Source organism: Salmonella bongori NCTC 12419 (assembly GCF_000252995.1).
Lineage (GTDB): Bacteria > Pseudomonadota > Gammaproteobacteria > Enterobacterales > Enterobacteriaceae > Salmonella > Salmonella bongori.
Window position 1 is genome coordinate 851033 of the sequence record NC_015761.1, and the last position, 16263, is coordinate 867295.

Below are 16263 nucleotides of genomic sequence, written 5' to 3' on the forward strand. Positions count from 1 at the left end.
CAAATCTCAGCGGGAAAAGCATTTCAGGGCTTCTCGAATACCTCGGTTTTCAAAAACGTCAGAATAATGTGGGACATTGTTAATTCAAACGATACATACAACATTTATTTCATTGGAAAATAATAGTTAAGATTGAATTAAAAAAATACCATTCACACATTTTTATTTATATAAAAATATCAAAAAAAATTAGTCACAACAAACATCATTTATTTTCATCCCTGCCATCAATCTTAGATTGAATTTTAGCATGTCAAATGATATATTATAAATCGTTCATTATATTTTAAAGGGTTAAACAAAGAATGAGTGATAGTCAGGGATTTCAGATTATATTTATTTTTACATGTTTGATATTCGCAATAGTATTATTCTCTCATAGAAAATTTAGTTATATTGATCGTGTAACTGAGAATGACAGAAACACCAGGTTGGATAGTTTGAGATTTTTAATGTCATCATTTGTTGCATTTCATCATTTTATTTTTAGCTATCATCTTGTCAATAGTGGGCAGTGGATAATCCCAAACCATCCAATTGAAGAATTTGCTGGAAAGTTCGGCGTTGCTATTTTTTTTATGATTTCAGGATATTTGTTTGTTAAGTGTATAGAAAAAAAAGTAAATTGGCTAACTTTCTTTATAAAGCGGTTTTTTAGAATTTGGCCTGTATGTGCTTTGTCCTCGGTAATTTGTATACTAATTGTTATATATATTGAAATTAAAAATAATATCCCCCTCAATACTGATGGCATAATGCAATGGTTTGATGGCGGTCTAATCATAGATACACGTCCCAACCTGGGCTACGAACATTCAACCTTAATAAATGCAGGTGTTACCTGGACATTATATTATGAGTGGGTGTTTTATTTCTCGTTGCCTTTTATTTCTTTATTTTCTTCTAAAAACAAAAGCTCTCAAATTTTACTATCAATAGTCTTTTTATCTATATACATATTTAGTAAGTATGATTATTTATTGTCATGTTTTATACTGCTTTTTGCGCTTGGTGGTATGGCAAAAAAAATAAGAGAACAAATATCAAATGTTAATCAACATACTGTAAACATACTGGCAGTCACTTCATTTATTTTATGCTTCTACTTTGGTTATAAAGAAAATCCATTTACGATATCAATGATATTTCTGTATTTTGTTTTTTTCCTTTCAGTTTGTCTTGGCGCTGATATTTTTGGAGTGCTTAGATTAAAAGGAATCATTAGGCTTGGTGATGTCAGTTATAGCATATATTTGCTGCATGGGATATTTTGGTTCATCATGAACAAGCTCATATTCAGCGCAGGGTTTGAGAATTCACAAGCCATATACTATACAGCTTCATTTTTAACATGGATTTTCATATGCGTATTCTCCAGCATCGTGTATGCATTGTTAGAAGTGAAATTTATACATATTGGAAATATTATATGTAAAAAAATCACAAATAGTAACATTCAGTAATCTAAAAGATATTATATATAAAAAATTAACACCAGACCTCCTAAGATCTGGTGTTAACACATGATGTTATGAGCACTTAATTGAAAGACTGAAAACCATTAATTACTTCTTGCGGAAATATAACTGTAAATGATGAATATTTAGTATTAAAAATAAACATTAAGCACATTGATTTTATCTTGGTTTTTGCCAAGTACTATAGCAGATGGATGAGATTGTAATTAACTGGTGGCGGTGGATACTTCCAGCACACACCAGAAATTAACTAAACTGTTCCCCGGTAAGGCAGGCCATACAGGTTTTGAAGTATCTACACGCATCAACAAGACCCGGTATTTCCTCCACGCAATCAATGCAACGGACTCATCCGCAGTCGCTATCTCCGCATCAACAGCATCCTGACGCCATTCAATCTCAGTATCGGCTACTGTCTTTAAACGCAATTTTTCAGATTCTGCACGAGAGACTAATTCATCATGAGTCGGGGCAAGAATATCAACCCATGCAGGCATTCCATCGCAGTCCACTCCGAGAATTTTACCCTCAGGCGCGGGGCCAGAATATTCAATGTGGATTGATGCAGTGACTTCAACTAAATCATCAGGCCAATTTCCTGCCTGTTCATAGAAGAACTTCAATACTTCATCATAAAAACCGATATTTGACGCGCTAAATAAAATGATCATATCAATATCCTATAGCGAACCAGAACCCACCACCGTTTGAGTTGAAATCAGAGTCATTAGCGACATAGAAGCCAAATCCTGTTCGCGATACCCCTGTCGACGAACAACCAACCCCTTTACCAGATTGTGACGTTGCGTCCAGACTACAAATAACGGAAGCCGCTATTGGCGGAAATGTAATGGTAAAGGTTACATTTGTGTTTTCCCAGCTTGAGTCGGCCCGACTTTACCCCATTGAAAAATAAGCCCTCCGGGCAAATACTGATATCCGGTCTCGTTTTTTGATACACCAAAAGCGTTCATATCCGGAACTTGATTTGCTCCAGTACCAATTATTTTGAGAGCAGCGCTTCCCAGTTGAAGTAACGTTCTGACCTCATCAACAGTATTTTTGGCGATAATATCGCACCCAGTTTTGTCAGTGTGGTTATATCAGCAGAATTGTTACTGTTGAAAAATGGCAGTTTGTCCTTCGCTATTTCCAGCCCGGATAATGCAGTCAGCTGTTGTGAGTAATTCTGTTTGTTTCCCAGTGCTTCTGTTAAACCGACGTTTAAGAAAATGCTGTTTTCCCGTCTGGCTGGCATTATTTGGGCTTTTGCATAAGGGAAAACAAATGTTAGTCGGCTATGTGCGCGTATCAACAAGTGAGCAAAACACAGCGCTGCAGCGTGATGCACTGGAACGCTCAGGATGTGAGCTAATTTTTGAAGACAAAATGAGCGGAAAAACAGCAGACAGGCCCGGGCTAAAAAGGCTGCTCAGGACGTTATCAGAGGGAGACACGCCGGTTGTATGGAAACTCGACAGGCTGGGACGAAGCATGCAACACCTTGTGACCCTGATAGAAGAACTCCGACAGTGCGGAGTTTAATTTCCGCAGTCTGACTGACAACATAGATACCAGTACGCCAATGGGGCGGTTTTTCTTTCACGTTATGGGGGCACAGGCGGAGATGGAACGCGAGCTGATAGTGGAACGAACCCGTGCGGGACTACAAGCTGCAAGAGCTAAAGGCAGGATTGGAGGGCGAAGACCAAAACTGACGCCAGAGCAATGGGCGCAGGCAGGTTACTTGCTGAAGGTGAAACACGGCAGCAGGTTGCTTTAATTTTTGATATGGGTATCTCAACGTTATACCGCAAATATCCTGCGACATTGTGTGATTAACAGGACAACGCCGCGCAGCTGTCTGCGTGACGTAATCAATACAACACAGGGCGAAGCCTATTCCAATCAGGAGGTTCGCCGCTATGGCTCAGGATTACCACCACGGGGTGCGCGTTGTTGAAGTCAACGAGGGCACCCGCTCTATCACCACGGTGAGCACCGCTATCATGGGCATGGTCTGCACCGGCGATGATGTTGATGCGTCCGTGTTTCCCCTCAATAAGCCGGTCCTGCTGACTGATGTGCTTACCGCCAGCGGTAACGGGTGAGTCAGGAACGCTGGCCCGTTAGCTGGATGCGATTGCCGACCAGTCAAAACCCGTGACGGTTGTTGTGCGCGGGCCGCCATAAAGAAGTGGATTCCGGCGAGTGGAAAACCGGCGAGAGCAGCAGCACCAAAGTCAGCAGTATCAACAGCTACGCGAAACTGACCATTAATGGTGAGGTGCTCTATGAGGTCGATCTGGTCAACATGGTAGAAATCGTTGGCGGCGTGGACCTGATGGAAGAACACCGTAATGCCCTTGGCCTCTGATTAACCTTAACGGCGCGGGCAGCCGCGCCAGTATTTCATTAACAGGATACGAACATGAGCGACAAGCTGACTGAAAAGACCGTAAAACTGGATACTCCCATCATGCGCGGTAAAGCTGAAATTACCGAAATTGTGCTGCGCAAGCCTCAGTCCGGCGCACTGCGTGGCACCCGTCTGCAGGCCATTATGGATATGGACGTGGGCGCAATGATGACTGTGATTCCACGAATCTCCACCCCGACGCTGACCGCGCAGGAAATGGCAGAGCTGGACCCCGCCGATCTCACCGCGCTGTCGGTAGAGGTGGTGACTTTTTTGTTGAAGAAGTCGGTGCTTGCCGGTTTACCGACAGCCTGACGATTGATGATCTTGTGGCGGACATCGCCACCATCTTTCACTGGTCGCCATCCATCACTGACGTTATGCCGCTGACTGAGGTGCTGGCGTGGCGGCATAAGGCAATTCAGCGAAGCGGGGCCAGCGATGAGTGACAATAACCTGCGTCTGCAGGTGATTCTTAATGCGGTTGACAAGCTCACCCGCCCATTTCGATCCGCGCAGGCCAGCTCAAAAGAGCTGGCTGCAGCCATTCAGCAAAGCCGCGCCCGTTTAAAAGAATTAGATGCTCAGGCGGGCCGCATTGACGGTTTCTGCAAGGCCAGCGCGCAGCTGGCAGTCACCGGTAACAGCCTGAAAGCCGCACGCGAAGAAGCTGCGAAACTTGCCACGCAATTCTCTGCCACCAACCGCCCGACGGCGGCGCAGGCACGGCTGCTTGAGCAGGCAAAGAACCGCGTTACGGAGTTACAGAGCAAATATAACGGTCTACGTCAGTCAGTGCAGCGCCAGCGTCTTGCGCTCAATGAAGCCGGACTGGACACGAAAAAGCTCAGTAGTGCGCAGCGGGAACTGCGGCAGAATGCCGACGAAACCCGGCAGGCCCTGGACCGGCAGCAGAAATCCCTTAAACGCCTGGGCGAACAGCAGGCGCGAATGAACGCCGTCCGCGATCAGTATTCGCGCCGTCTTGAGGTGCGGGATCGCATCGCCGGGGCAGGGGCTACCACTACGGCTGCAGGGGTGGCAATGGGCGCACCTGTTGTGGCGGCAGTTAAGAGCTACGCCAGCATGGAAGATGCCATCAAGGCCGCCAGCGAACAGCTGCCGATGGAGAACGGCGCTATAGACTATGCCGCGCTGGTTGAAGGTGGTGCTCGCATGGGTGTGACCAATCAGGACGATCCTTACGAAGAGCAGAAACGTGACCTGCTGGCTTTTGCATCCACGGCGGCAAAAGCGGCAACGGCCTTTGAGCTGCCCGCCGATGAGCTGGCGGAAGGATTGGGGAAAATCGCACAGCTCTATAAAGTGCCGACGCGCAATATTGAACAACTGGGCGATGCGCTGAACTACCTGGACGATAACGCCATGTCAAAGGGTGGGGACATTATCAACGTCCTGCAGCGTATGGGGGGCGTGGCTGACCGCCTTGACTTCGAAAGGCTGCTGCGCTGGGTTCAACATTCCTTTCTCTTGGGGCTGCCCCGGAAATTGCCGCCAGCGCCTCTAATGCCATGGTGCGTGAACTGTCCATTGCCACCATGCAAAGTAAGCGCTTCTTTGAAGGCATGAATCTGTTGCAACTCAATCCGGCGGAGATTGAAAAGCAGATGACCACCGATGCCATGGGCACCATTCAGCGGGTTCTGGAGAAGGTCAACAATCTGCCGCAGGATAAACGCCTGTCAGCCATGACAATGATTTTTGGCAAAGAGTTTGGCGATGATGCGGCAAAGCTGGCTAACAACCTGCCGGAGCTGCAGCGTCAGCTGAAACTCACATCAGGCAGTGGTGCTAATGGCTCGATGCAGAAAGAATCCGACATTAACAAGGATTCATTGTCTGCGCAGTGGTTGCTGGTTAAGACTGGCGCGCAGAACGCTTTCAGCAGTCTGGGGGAAACGTTGCGTCAGGCGCTGATGGATATTATGGGCATGGTTAAGGGCGTGACCGGGGCGCTGCGTCGCTGGGTGGAGCAGAACCCCGTGCTGGCTGGCACGCTGATGAAAGTGGCGGCGGCTACGGCGGCTGTCACTGTAGGGCTGGGTACACTTGCCGTGGCGGTAGCTGCCGTGCTGGGGCCGATTGCGGTGATTCGGTTTGGCCTGTCTGTGCTGGGTGTAAAAACATTACCTTCCGTTGCTGCAGCGGTAACACGTACTGGCGGTGCCCTGTCATGGCTGGCAGGTGCGCCACTTTCCCTGTTGCGTCGGGGTATGGCGTCATCCGGTGGCAGTGTCGGGTTACTGAGTGCCCCGCTTAATTCCCAGCATCGCTCAGCCGGAATAGCGGGTAATGCGCTGAAAACGGTAGCAGGTGTGCCGCTTGCCGTGTTCCGTGCCGGTATGTCAGGCATCCGTAATGTTATCGGTATGGTGATGAACCCGCTGGCGGCGTTGCGGGGTGGGCTGACAGCTGCCGGTGGCGTGTTGCGTTTTCTTGTTTCTGGTCCGCTGGCATTACTTCGCGGCGCGCTGTTTGGCATTTCTGGCCTGCTGGGCGCGCTGCTCAGTCCGATAGGGCTGGTTGTGGCTGCGCTGGCTGGTGTGGCGCTGGTTGTGTGGAAATACTGGCAGCCCATCGGTGCATTTCTGGGGGGCGTGGTGGAAGGGTTCAAAGCCGCTGCTGCGCCCATCAGCGCCGCCTTTGAGCCGCTCAGACCCGTGTTTCAGTGGATTGGTGACAGGGTGCAGGCCTTGTGGGGCTGGTTCAGTGATTTACTTACCCCGGTTAAATCCACTTCCGAAGAACTGAACAGCGCAGCTGCAATGGGGCGTCGGTTTGGTGAGGCGCTGGCGGAAGGTCTGAATAGGGTGATGCACCCGCTGGAGTCTCTTAAATCCGGTGTGTCATGGCTACTGGAAAAGCTCGGTATTGTCAGTAAGGAGGCGGCAAAGGCGAAACTGCCCGCGCAGGTTACGCAGCAGCAGTCCGCCACAGTGAACAGTGACGGCAAAGAGGTGCTGCCGCCAGGCGGGTTCCCGGCTTACGCGGGGATGTACGACAATGGCGGGATCATTCCACGCGGGCAGTTTGGCGTTGTCGGAGAAAATGGCCCTGAAATTGTGAACGGACCGGCAAATGTTACCAGCAGGCGGCGTACTGCTGAGCTGGCCTCTGTCGTTGCTGGCGTGATGGGGGTAGCTGCGACACCTGCAGAAGCGGCTCCGCTTCATCCGTTCAGTTTGCCTGCGAGGGCATACCAGCCCCCGCTTGCTAAGGCAGATAGCCCGCCGCCGGTTATTCGTTATGAGATAAATGCGCCCATTCATATTGTCGCTCAGCCTGGGCAGAACGCGCAGGATATTGCCCGTGAAGTGGCACGCCAGCTTGACGAGCGGGAGCGCCGGGCCAGGGCAAAAGCGCGCAGCAATTTCAGCGATCAGGGGGGGATGAATCATGATGATGGTACTGGGTTTATATGTATTTATGCTGCGCACTGTCCCTTATCAGGAACTGCAGTATCAGCGCAGCTGGCGACACGCCGCCAACAGCCGGGTGAACCGCCGTCCGTCAACGCAGTTTCTTGGCCCGGATAATGATTCACTGACACTGTCCGGGGTTCTGCTGCCGGAAGTGACCGGCGGCAGACTGTCATTACTGGCGCTTGAACAGATGGCTGAACTGGGCAAGGCATGGCCTTTGATTGAAGGCTATGGAACCATTTACGGCATGTTTGTTATTGAGAGTCTGAGCCAGACAAAGACGGAGTTTTTTGCCAGCGGAATGCCCAGGCGCATTGAGTTTACGATCACCCTCAAACGGGTTGATGAGTCGCTTTCTGACATGTTCGGGAGCCTGAGTGACCAGCTCAGCAACCTGCAGGACTCTGCTGTTTCTGCGATTGGGGGGATTAAAAACACGGCTGGAGGGTTGCTGCAGTGAACGTTAATTCTGATCTTCTGAATCTGAACAGCAAAAGCCCGGCTTTCAGTATCGTCATTGAAGGTAAGGACGTGACGACCGTGCTGGATACCCGCCTGATGAGTCTGACACTGACGGATAACCGGGGCTTTGAAGCGGACCAGCTTGATCTGGAGCTGGACGACGCCGACGGGCTGATCGCCCTGCCGCGACGTGGGGCTGTGATTCAGCTGGCGCTGGGCTGGAAAGGCCAGCCGCTTTTCCCTAAAGGGGCTTTTACCGTAGATGAAATTGAACACAGCGGAGCCCCTGATCGGCTGACCATCAGAGCGCGTAGCGCAGATTTCCGTGAAACCCTCAATACACGGCGCGAAAAATCATGGCATCAGACAACGGTGGGGGAGGTGGTAAAGGAAATAGCCGCACGGCATAACCTCAAAATGGCGCTGGGTAAAGACCTGACGGATAAGGCGCTGGATCATCTGGACCAGACCAATGAAAGCGATGCAAGTTTTCTGATGAAACTGGCGAGACAGTATGGGGCGATTGCTTCCGTTAAAGACGGGAACCTGCCAGTTATCACCATCACGCGCAAAGTCGGTGACGGTCATCGGTTCACCCTTGCTGATCGTGGTGCCTATACCGGTGTTATTGCCAGCTGGTTGCATACGCGTGAACCCAGGAAAAAAGAAACAACCAGTGTTAAGCGTCGTCGAAAGAAAACCACCACACCCAAAGAGCCGGAAGCAAAACAGGGAGATAATCTGGTGGGAACGGATGAAAACGTGTTGGTTCTTAATCGTACCTACGCCAACCGGAGCAATGCAGAGCGCGCAGCAAAAATGCAGTGGGAACGCCTGCAGCGCGGCGTTGCGTCATTCTCGCTGCAACTGGCAGAAGGCCGGGCAGATCTATATACCGAAATGCCGGTGAAGGTGAGCGGCTTTAAGCAGCCGATTGATGATGCCGAATGGACCATTACCACCCTGACGCATTCTGTCAGCCCGGATAATGGATTTACGACCTGTCTGGAGCTTGAAGTGAGAATTGATGATTTCGAAATGGAATGATTATTCGCAATGGAGAACTTTTAAGTTTGCAAAATGGAATAATACGGTATTATTATTGTGAATTTAGCAAAAATGGGGAGAGCTCGAAAAATGATGATTTGCCCACTGTGTGGAAGTGCCGCCCATACTCGCAGCAGTTTTCAGGTATCTTCATTGACCAAAGAGCGTTACAACCAGTGCCAGAACATTAACTGCAGCCATACTTTTGTTACCCATGAAACTTTTGTTCGTTCAATTGCAACGCCAAAAGAGTCGAATCCGGTTCGGCCGCATCCAATGAAATCAGGACAGGTGACGTTCTCTCTTTGACGCTGCCGCCATTTTGTCGCCATCTTTAAAAAACAGTGCTTCTAACATCATGATTTTAAACGGCATAAAATTCAAACAACAAAAAACCCATCAACCTTGAACCTAAATGGCGGGGTTGATGGGCTCCACAAAATGGGGACATCAAAGAAAAGCAGTGGCAATAGGTATGACTGAGGCTTTAACGGAAAGTTCTACTTATCTGCAAAATTTTTTCACTTAAAGGCAAACTTCAGTTTTATCCTAATCCCGGCCAGATGATAACAATGAGCGTCCCCGCCAGTGTCAGCAGAACGTTGGCGATAGCATAAGTCCCGGCATAACCCAGCGCCGGAATATTGCTGCGCGCCGTATCGCTAATGATTTCCATCGCCGGGGCACAGGTACGGGCGCCCATCATGGCGCCGAACAGCAGCGCCCGGTTCATACGCAGGACATAGGCACCGAACAGGAAGCAAATCACTACTGGCACCAGGCTAACGACAAGGCCTGCTATTAGCATTTGCCCGCCGACCGCGCCCAGACCATTACTGATACCGCTGCCTGCGCTTAAACCGACGCCTGCCATAAATACCATTAAGCCGAACTCTTTTACCATGTTAAGCGCGCCCTGAGGAATATAACCAAAGGTAGGATGGTTAGCGCGCAGGAAACCGAGCATGATCCCGGCGAACAGCAACCCGGCCGCGTTACCGATGCCGAAACTAAAATTGCTGAACTGGAAGGTAATCATCCCGATCATTAAGCCGATGATAAAAAAAGCGCAGAAGGCGAGCAGGTCCGTCACCTGGCTATGAATCGAAATAAAGCCGATGCGATCGGCGATGGTTTTTACGCGTCGGGCATCGCCGCTCACCTGTAACACGTCGCCTTTATTCAGCACCACGTTATCATCGATAGGCATTTCGATCTGGCTGCGGATGACGCGGTTAAGGAAGCAGCCATGATCGGTCAGCTTGAGTTGAGCGAGACGACGACCGACGGCATTGTGGTTTTTCACTACAATTTCTTCCGTTACGATGCGCATATCAAGCAGATCGCGGTCAAACACTTCCTTACCATTACGGAAGCTGGGGTCGAGCCGGGCGTGCGCATCCGGATAGCCGACCAGTGCAATCTCGTCGCCCATTTGCAACACCGCGTCGCCATCCGGGTTCGCCAGAATGCCGTTACGGCGAATACGTTCGATATAGCACCCTGTCTGGCGGTAAATACCCAGTTCGCGCAGGTTTTTACCGTCAGCCCAGGCCACCAGTTCCGGGCCCACCCGGTAAGCGCGGATAACCGGCAGATAAACTTTGCGATTGGCATCGGTATCCAGGCCACGTTCACGGGCAATTTGCTGGGCGCTGGTTTGCAAATCCTGATGCTGTAGTTTAGGCAGGTAACGTGCGCCCACGATCAGGCTGACCAACCCGATGAGATAGGTCAGGGCATAGCCCAGACTGAGATTATCGAGAGCGGAGGAGAGCTGCGCGCTGGCGATGCCGGAATGTCGCAGGGTATCGCCTGCGCCCACCAGAACGGGCGTCGATGTCATTGAGCCCGCCAGCATACCGGCCGTCAGACCGATATCCCAGCCAAATACCTTACCCAGGCCTAAGGCAATCAGCAGGGCGCTACCGACCATGACCAGGGCAAGCATCAGATAATTTTTACCGTCGCGAAAAAAAATCGAAAAAAAGTTGGGGCCCGCTTCAACGCCGACACAAAAAATAAATAGCATGAATCCCAAATTTAGCGCGTCGGTGTTAATACTAAAGTGTTGCTGCCCTAATAAGAGAGAGACCACCAAAACGCCAATGGAATTACCAAGTTGGACTGAACCCAGGCGTAACTTGCCAAGACACAGGCCCAAAGCAAGGACCACAAATAATAACAGGATGTAATTCCCATTTAACAAATCTGCGACGTTTATATTCACGGAGACTAACTTCTTGTTTACGAGTAAGCTGTTGAAAGAAATGGTAATTTACGCTACTGTTTTTATCATGCGTTAAGGGTGTAATCGTATTGCATATAGCATCCAAATAAAACAACACAACAATATATCCTGCTAGTTTAATCTTATTGCGTACTAACGGCTATAAGAATCGTGCAGGTGTGTTTTTGGCATGGAATGCCACATGACTTTATCTGACTGGATGCCTCACGGCGGAAAGCGTGTTCGATAGAGAGAGTGTCAGGAGGAACGATTGAAACATAAACAGAGGTGGGCAGGCGTTGTCTGCTGCTTTGTACTCTTTATTGTGGTGTGTCTTTCATTAACTATGCACGTGCAAGGCGCTTTTCGCGCGACCGGGCATCCTGAAATTGGGCTGTTATTTTTTACATTGCCAGGTGCAGTGGCGAGTTTTTGCTCTCATCGGCGCGAGGTGATCCGACCGTTGATCGGGGCGATGCTGGCGGCGCCGTTTTGTCTGGTGCTCATGCGCTTTGTATTTATGCCCACTCGTTCATTATGGCAAGAGCTTGCGTGGCTGTTTAGTGCGGTATTCTGGTGTGCTTTAGGCGCGCTCTGCTATCTGTTCATCAGTAGTCTGTTCAGTCAGAGGCGGAAAAAGCACCGATAACGCCCTCGGCCAGAGGGCGCTAATACAGCGATCAAGCGAAAAGATTCAGGTTCTCTTTTGCCCATGCTTCAAAATCCGTACAGCCGCCGATATGTTTTTGATCGACAAAAATTTGCGGTACGGTTTCCACAGGCTTACCGACCGTCTTTTCTAAATCGGCTTTAGTAATGCCTTCAGCGTGGATATCAATGTAGCGATAGTTGAAATCGTCGCGTTCGTTGCTCAGTTTTTCCGCCAACTCTTTTGCGCGTACGCAATAAGGGCACCCGGGACGGCCAAAAATAACAGTAAACATATCTCTCCTCGAACATAAAGCCAGACGGCGAACGAGAGCTATCATGACGCGATTTGCGGTGGATGAAAAGCAGGTTGCGCCTGTTCCTTTGATAACCTAAGGCTATATCTGTTAAGCATACAGGGCCAGAACGTTCTACACTGTGCGTCAGTTAACCGGGAGGCTTGATATGCGCACGATTGGCGCGTTACCTAAAAGCGTACTGATTCTGGAATTCCTCGGTATGATTTTGCTGGCGCTGGCGTTATTGTCGCTAAATCATTACCTCACGCTGCCGGCGCCGTTTAATGCGTCGCTGGCTGGCGTGGTCATGGTTTTTCTGGGCGTCATATTGATCCTTCCCGCTGCGGTGGCGATGATGTGGCGTGTTGGGCAGTTACTGGCACCGCAACTGATGAAACGTCCACCCGATATTTCTTCCCGTTCAGATAGAGAAAAGCATAATGAATCCGACCATTGAACTTCTTTGTGGCCATCGTTCTATTCGCCATTTCACCGATGAACCTATTACTGATGCGCAGCGAAAGGCCATCATTGCCGCCGCGCGTAGCACGTCCAGTTCCAGTTTTTTACAGTGCAGTTCTATTATTCGTATTACCGATCGAACGTTGCGCGAAGCGCTGGTGCCCCTGACTGGCGGACAAAAACATGTGGCGAAGGCCGCTGAGTTTTGGGTATTTTGCGCCGATTTTAATCGTCATTTGCAGATCTGTCCTGACGCCCAGTTGGGGCTTGCCGAACAGTTGTTGCTCGGGGTAGTCGATACGGCGATGATGGGACAAAACGCGCTGACGGCGGCGGAATCGCTGGGGTTAGGTGGCGTTTATATCGGCGGCATCCGTAATAATATCGAGTCGGTTACCGAACTGTTGAAATTGCCGAAGTATGTCTTACCACTGTTTGGCCTGTGTCTGGGTTGGCCTGCGGATAATCCGGATCTGAAGCCGCGTTTGCCTGCCGAAATTGTGGTGCATGAGAACCAGTATCAGCCGCTTGATAAAAACCTGCTGGCGCGCTACGACGAGCAATTGGCAGAGTATTATTTGACTCGCGGCAGCAATACACGACGCGATACCTGGAGCGATCATATTCGTCGTACGTTGATTAAAGAAAATCGCCCATTTATCCTCGAATATTTGCATAAACAGGGCTGGGCGACGCGCTAAAACCCGCGAGCCAGTGTATGATACGCGGGCTTGTCAGGGTTTTTCAGCGAGGTGCCGGGTGAAAATTGCCATATTGTCCAGGGATGGAGCGCTCTATTCTTGTAAACGCCTGCGCGAAGCGGCAATGCAACGCGGCCATCTGGTAGAAGTACTTGATCCGCTTTCCTGCTACATGAATATTAATCCGGCAGCCTCGTCAATCCATTACAAGGGACGTCGTCTCCCCCATTTTGACGCCGTTATTCCCCGTATTGGCTCCGCTATTACCTTTTATGGTACGGCTACGCTGCGTCAGTTTGAACTGCTGGGCAGCTACCCGCTGAATGAGTCCGTCGCCATTACCCGTGCGCGCGATAAGCTCCGCTCGCTCCAACTTCTGGCGCGCCAGGGGATCGATCTTCCCATTACTGGCATCGCCCATTCGCCGGACGATACCAGCGATCTTATTGATATGGTTGGCGGAGCGCCGCTGGTCGTAAAATTGGTCGAGGGCACACAAGGCATCGGCGTAGTATTGGCGGAGACGCGTCAGGCCGCTGAAAGCGTCATTGATGCGTTCCGGGGACTTAATGCCCATATTCTGGTACAGGAATACATTGCTGAAGCCAAAGGGCGGGATATTCGTTGTCTGGTCGTCGGCAATGAGGTTGTGGCAGCAATTGAACGGTGCGCGAAAGCAGGCGATTTTCGTTCAAATCTTCATCGCGGCGGCGTGGCCAGTATCGCGACGATCACGCCCCGTGAACGGGATATTGCCATTAAAGCCGCACAGACGCTCGGGCTGGACGTGGCGGGCGTTGATATTTTACGCGCAATGCGTGGGCCGTTGGTTATGGAAGTGAATGCCTCGCCGGGACTGGAGGGCATCGAAAAAACCACCGGTGTGGATATCGCGGGGCGGATGATCCAGTGGATCGAGCGCCATGCCACACCTGAATTTTGTCTTAAAACCGGCGGATAACCGCAAGCGTGGCTTCCGTCGTGGTACAAAGCAGGCTTTTTGCGTAAGCTGCGCCAGTAATTTTTTCATCGTCATCGTAAGAGGTAGCACATTATTATGATATCACTGGTCGTTCCCACTCTGGATACGTTGCGTCAATGGCTCGACGACCTGGGCATGAATTTCTTCGAATGTGATACCTGCCAGGCGCTGCATTTGCCGCATATGCAGAATTTTGACGGAGTCTACGATGCGAAAATCGATTTGGTGGACAATACCGTTCTTTTTTCCGCAATGGCGGAGGTCAGGCCTTCCGCATTGCTGCCATTAGCGGCCGATCTTTCCGCGATCAATGCCAGTTCGCTGACGGTAAAAGCCTTTCTCGATATGCAGGATGATAATCTGCCAAAGCTGGTGGTTTGCCAGTCTTTATCCGTTATGCAAGGCGTCACCTATGAACAATTCGAATGGTTTGTTCGCCAAAGCGAAGAGCAGATTTCCATGGTGATCCTTGAGGCCGGGGCGCATCAGCTTCTGTTCAGCGCGGAAGAAGACACGCAAAAAGCGAGTACGGCGCACCATTTTCTTCACTGATCCGTTTTGGTTATCAGGCAGTCGCTGCCAGAGCGGCTGCTATTTACAGTTTTTTATTCTTCAATTAACCTTTCTTTAAAGTATTATTCACCTCATTTCTGACCATTTCGCTTTATCACATAGACAAAATCTGCATAAAAAATTGATAAAAGGCGTTTTTTAATCTGGGCTATAGCCTCAAACCTTAGCTAAAGTTATTCTTGCGAAGCTTTTATAGCGAGCTTGATGGCAGGGAGGGCGACCTCTCTTCTTCACTTGTATCAAATGAAAAGGTATGCATGTTTCCGGCATGTTTTAAACCGCGTCTATTGGGTTCATTTGTTAACGGATTTCAGAAGGAAAGCGATGATGACCGCCTTAACTAAAAAATGGCTATCGGGTCTGGTTGCCGGCGCGCTGATGGCCGTCTCTACCGGTACACTCGCTGCAGAGCAAAAAACACTGCACATTTACAACTGGTCAGATTATATCGCGCCGGATACGGTGGCGAACTTTGAAAAAGAGACCGGGATTAAAGTCATCTATGATGTATTCGACTCTAACGAAGTGCTGGAAGGCAAATTAATGGCAGGAAGCACCGGTTTCGATCTGGTGGTGCCGTCAGCCAGTTTTCTTGAGCGTCAGCTTACGGCGGGCGTTTTTCAGCCACTGGATAAAAGCAAACTGCCCGCCTGGAAAAACCTCGATCCTGAATTGTTGAAACTGGTGGCGAAGCACGATCCTGACAATAAATACGCCATGCCCTATATGTGGGCCACAACAGGCATTGGCTATAACGTCGATAAAGTGAAAGCAGTACTGGGAGAGGATGCGCCAGTGAATAGCTGGGATCTGGTACTTAAACCGGAGAATCTGGCGAAGCTAAAAAGTTGCGGCGTTTCCTTCCTTGACGCGCCTGAAGAGATTTTTGCCACCGTGCTGAACTATCTGGGGAAAGATCCGAACAGCAGCAACGCGAATGACTACACCGGTCCGGCAACCGACCTGTTGCTGAAGTTACGGCCAAACATTCGCTATTTCCACTCCTCGCAATACATTAACGATCTGGCTAATGGCGATACCTGTGTGGCCATCGGCTGGGCAGGGGATGTCTGGCAGGCCGCTAACCGGGCGAAAGAGGCAAAAAATGGCGTCAATATCTCTTTCTCGATCCCTAAAGAGGGGGCGATGGCATTTTTTGATGTGTTCGCCATGCCGGCTGACGCTAAAAATAAAGACGAGGCCTACCAGTTCCTTAATTACCTGCTGCGCCCCGATGTGATTGCTCATATCTCCGATCACGTTTTCTACGCTAATGCGAATAAAGAGGCGACGGCGCTGGTAAGCCAGCAAGTGCGCGATAACCCGGGAATTTATCCGCCAGCGGATGTGCGGGCCAAACTATTTACCCTGAAAGTCCAGGAACCGAAGATTGATCGCGTCCGCACCCGTGCCTGGACGAAGGTGAAAAGCGGCAAGTAAGGCATATGGTATTGCCCGAAAAGCGTGTGCTATCGGGCTAACCACTGTTGGTATTGTGTGATTGTGTTATGCCGGAGAG

Annotated in this window: 16 protein-coding genes and 5 pseudogenes; 16 read left to right on the forward strand and 5 right to left on the reverse strand. The window is 50.0% G+C overall.

Translation table 11 applies throughout. The features are described from left to right. The first annotated feature begins 305 nt into the window (after positions 1 to 305). On the forward strand, positions 306 to 1463 hold the full coding sequence (locus SBG_RS03950; RefSeq protein WP_001285260.1) for an acyltransferase family protein: 1158 nt from the start codon (positions 306 to 308) through the stop codon (positions 1461 to 1463). Positions 1464 to 1684: 221 nt separating this feature from the next. Here the strand turns inward: SBG_RS03950 and SBG_RS03955 are convergent, their stop codons facing one another. From SBG_RS03955 to SBG_RS22860, 3 genes and pseudogenes are all read right to left on the reverse strand, one after another. Beyond that, positions 1685 to 2149 (reverse strand): tail fiber assembly protein, encoded by a 465-nt coding sequence (locus tag SBG_RS03955; protein WP_000584703.1) that lies wholly within the window; start codon positions 2147 to 2149, stop codon positions 1685 to 1687. Between the two features lies 1 nt (position 2150). Then, positions 2151 to 2351, reverse strand: a pseudogene (locus SBG_RS23545) (gp53-like domain-containing protein); the annotation flags it as partial. 130 nt (positions 2352 to 2481) lie between these two features. After that, positions 2482 to 2829 (reverse strand): hypothetical protein, encoded by a 348-nt coding sequence (locus SBG_RS22860; RefSeq protein WP_162470497.1) that lies wholly within the window; start codon positions 2827 to 2829, stop codon positions 2482 to 2484. Between SBG_RS22860 and SBG_RS03965 the strand changes: the two are divergent. From SBG_RS03965 to SBG_RS04005, 9 genes and pseudogenes are all read left to right on the forward strand, one after another. Beyond that, positions 2766 to 3320, forward strand: a pseudogene (locus SBG_RS03965) (recombinase family protein). The gene SBG_RS22860 and the pseudogene SBG_RS03965 sit on opposite strands and share 64 nt — an antisense overlap. Positions 3321 to 3403: 83 nt before the next feature. Then, positions 3404 to 3608: pseudogene (locus SBG_RS03970) on the forward strand (phage tail protein); the annotation flags it as partial. A gap of 40 nt (positions 3609 to 3648) precedes the next feature. After that, a pseudogene (locus SBG_RS03975) lies at positions 3649 to 3855 on the forward strand (phage major tail tube protein); the annotation flags it as partial. A 54-nt stretch (positions 3856 to 3909) separates the two neighbouring features. Beyond that, the gene (locus SBG_RS03980; RefSeq protein ID WP_001280962.1) at positions 3910 to 4212 is read left to right on the forward strand and encodes a phage tail assembly protein; all 303 of its coding nucleotides are present in this window, start codon (positions 3910 to 3912) and stop codon (positions 4210 to 4212) included. A gap of 14 nt (positions 4213 to 4226) precedes the next feature. Then, positions 4227 to 4346, forward strand: coding sequence for a GpE family phage tail protein (locus SBG_RS03985; protein ID WP_000763316.1), 120 nt, complete (start codon positions 4227 to 4229; stop codon positions 4344 to 4346). Next, positions 4339 to 7307: pseudogene (locus SBG_RS03990) on the forward strand (phage tail tape measure protein); the annotation flags it as partial. The gene SBG_RS03985 and the pseudogene SBG_RS03990, both read left to right, overlap by 8 nt. A gap of 7 nt (positions 7308 to 7314) precedes the next feature. Then, complete coding sequence (locus SBG_RS03995; RefSeq protein WP_000980410.1) at positions 7315 to 7800, forward strand: phage tail protein; 486 nt, start codon at positions 7315 to 7317, stop codon at positions 7798 to 7800. Next, on the forward strand, positions 7797 to 8849 hold the full coding sequence (locus SBG_RS04000) for a phage late control D family protein (RefSeq protein WP_001102270.1): 1053 nt from the start codon (positions 7797 to 7799) through the stop codon (positions 8847 to 8849). Before SBG_RS03995 ends, SBG_RS04000 begins: the two co-directional genes overlap by 4 nt. Positions 8850 to 8939: 90 nt before the next feature. Further along, positions 8940 to 9158 (forward strand): ogr/Delta-like zinc finger family protein, encoded by a 219-nt coding sequence (locus SBG_RS04005; protein ID WP_000972393.1) that lies wholly within the window; start codon positions 8940 to 8942, stop codon positions 9156 to 9158. A gap of 235 nt (positions 9159 to 9393) precedes the next feature. Here the strand turns inward: SBG_RS04005 and SBG_RS04010 are convergent, their stop codons facing one another. Beyond that, positions 9394 to 11079, reverse strand: a complete 1686-nt coding sequence (locus SBG_RS04010; protein WP_001024857.1) for an aspartate:alanine antiporter — start codon at positions 11077 to 11079, stop codon at positions 9394 to 9396. A gap of 271 nt (positions 11080 to 11350) precedes the next feature. On the opposite strand from SBG_RS04010, the gene SBG_RS04015 reads away from it, so the two are divergent. Continuing rightward, positions 11351 to 11728: an inner membrane protein YbjM gene (locus tag SBG_RS04015; RefSeq protein WP_000681116.1), complete on the forward strand. Its 378-nt coding sequence runs from the start codon at positions 11351 to 11353 to the stop codon at positions 11726 to 11728. Between the two features lie 31 nt (positions 11729 to 11759). On the opposite strand, the gene SBG_RS04020 is transcribed toward SBG_RS04015, so the two are convergent. Then, positions 11760 to 12023 (reverse strand): GrxA family glutaredoxin, encoded by a 264-nt coding sequence (locus SBG_RS04020; protein WP_000495514.1) that lies wholly within the window; start codon positions 12021 to 12023, stop codon positions 11760 to 11762. Positions 12024 to 12192: 169 nt separating this feature from the next. Here SBG_RS04020 and SBG_RS04025 point away from each other — a divergent pair, with 169 nt between their 5' ends. The 5 genes from SBG_RS04025 to potF all read left to right on the forward strand — a co-directional run bounded on the left by SBG_RS04025 (position 12193) and on the right by potF (position 16184). Continuing rightward, positions 12193 to 12483: a YbjC family protein gene (locus tag SBG_RS04025; RefSeq protein WP_001259125.1), complete on the forward strand. Its 291-nt coding sequence runs from the start codon at positions 12193 to 12195 to the stop codon at positions 12481 to 12483. After that, positions 12467 to 13189 (forward strand): nitroreductase NfsA, encoded by a 723-nt coding sequence (nfsA, locus tag SBG_RS04030; RefSeq protein ID WP_001070124.1) that lies wholly within the window; start codon positions 12467 to 12469, stop codon positions 13187 to 13189. Before SBG_RS04025 ends, nfsA begins: the two co-directional genes overlap by 17 nt. Positions 13190 to 13247: 58 nt before the next feature. Continuing rightward, positions 13248 to 14150: a 30S ribosomal protein S6--L-glutamate ligase gene (gene rimK / locus SBG_RS04035; protein WP_000684312.1), complete on the forward strand. Its 903-nt coding sequence runs from the start codon at positions 13248 to 13250 to the stop codon at positions 14148 to 14150. Positions 14151 to 14246: 96 nt separating this feature from the next. Then, entirely contained in the window at positions 14247 to 14723 is a 477-nt protein-coding gene (locus SBG_RS04040) for a YbjN domain-containing protein (RefSeq protein ID WP_000624815.1), read from the forward strand. Between the two features lie 348 nt (positions 14724 to 15071). Beyond that, complete coding sequence (gene potF / locus SBG_RS04045) at positions 15072 to 16184, forward strand: spermidine/putrescine ABC transporter substrate-binding protein PotF (protein ID WP_000126167.1); 1113 nt, start codon at positions 15072 to 15074, stop codon at positions 16182 to 16184. Positions 16185 to 16263 lie beyond the last annotated feature (79 nt).

Bases quoted from the DNA above. Each gene is read 5' to 3' on its own strand.
- SBG_RS03955 (WP_000584703.1), bottom strand. From the start codon at position 2,149: ATGATCATTTTATTTAGCGCGTCAAATATCGGTTTTTATGATGAAGTA.
- potF (WP_000126167.1), top strand. From the start codon at position 15,072: ATGACCGCCTTAACTAAAAAATGGCTATCGGGTCTGGTTGCCGGCGCG.
- SBG_RS04020 (WP_000495514.1), bottom strand. From the start codon at position 12,023: ATGTTTACTGTTATTTTTGGCCGTCCCGGGTGCCCTTATTGCGTACGC.
- SBG_RS03995 (WP_000980410.1), top strand. From the start codon at position 7,315: ATGATGATGGTACTGGGTTTATATGTATTTATGCTGCGCACTGTCCCT.
- SBG_RS03980 (WP_001280962.1), top strand. From the start codon at position 3,910: ATGAGCGACAAGCTGACTGAAAAGACCGTAAAACTGGATACTCCCATC.
- nfsA (WP_001070124.1), top strand. From the start codon at position 12,467: ATGAATCCGACCATTGAACTTCTTTGTGGCCATCGTTCTATTCGCCAT.
- SBG_RS04040 (WP_000624815.1), top strand. From the start codon at position 14,247: ATGATATCACTGGTCGTTCCCACTCTGGATACGTTGCGTCAATGGCTC.
- SBG_RS03950 (WP_001285260.1), top strand. From the start codon at position 306: ATGAGTGATAGTCAGGGATTTCAGATTATATTTATTTTTACATGTTTG.
- SBG_RS04005 (WP_000972393.1), top strand. From the start codon at position 8,940: ATGATGATTTGCCCACTGTGTGGAAGTGCCGCCCATACTCGCAGCAGT.
- SBG_RS04025 (WP_001259125.1), top strand. From the start codon at position 12,193: ATGCGCACGATTGGCGCGTTACCTAAAAGCGTACTGATTCTGGAATTC.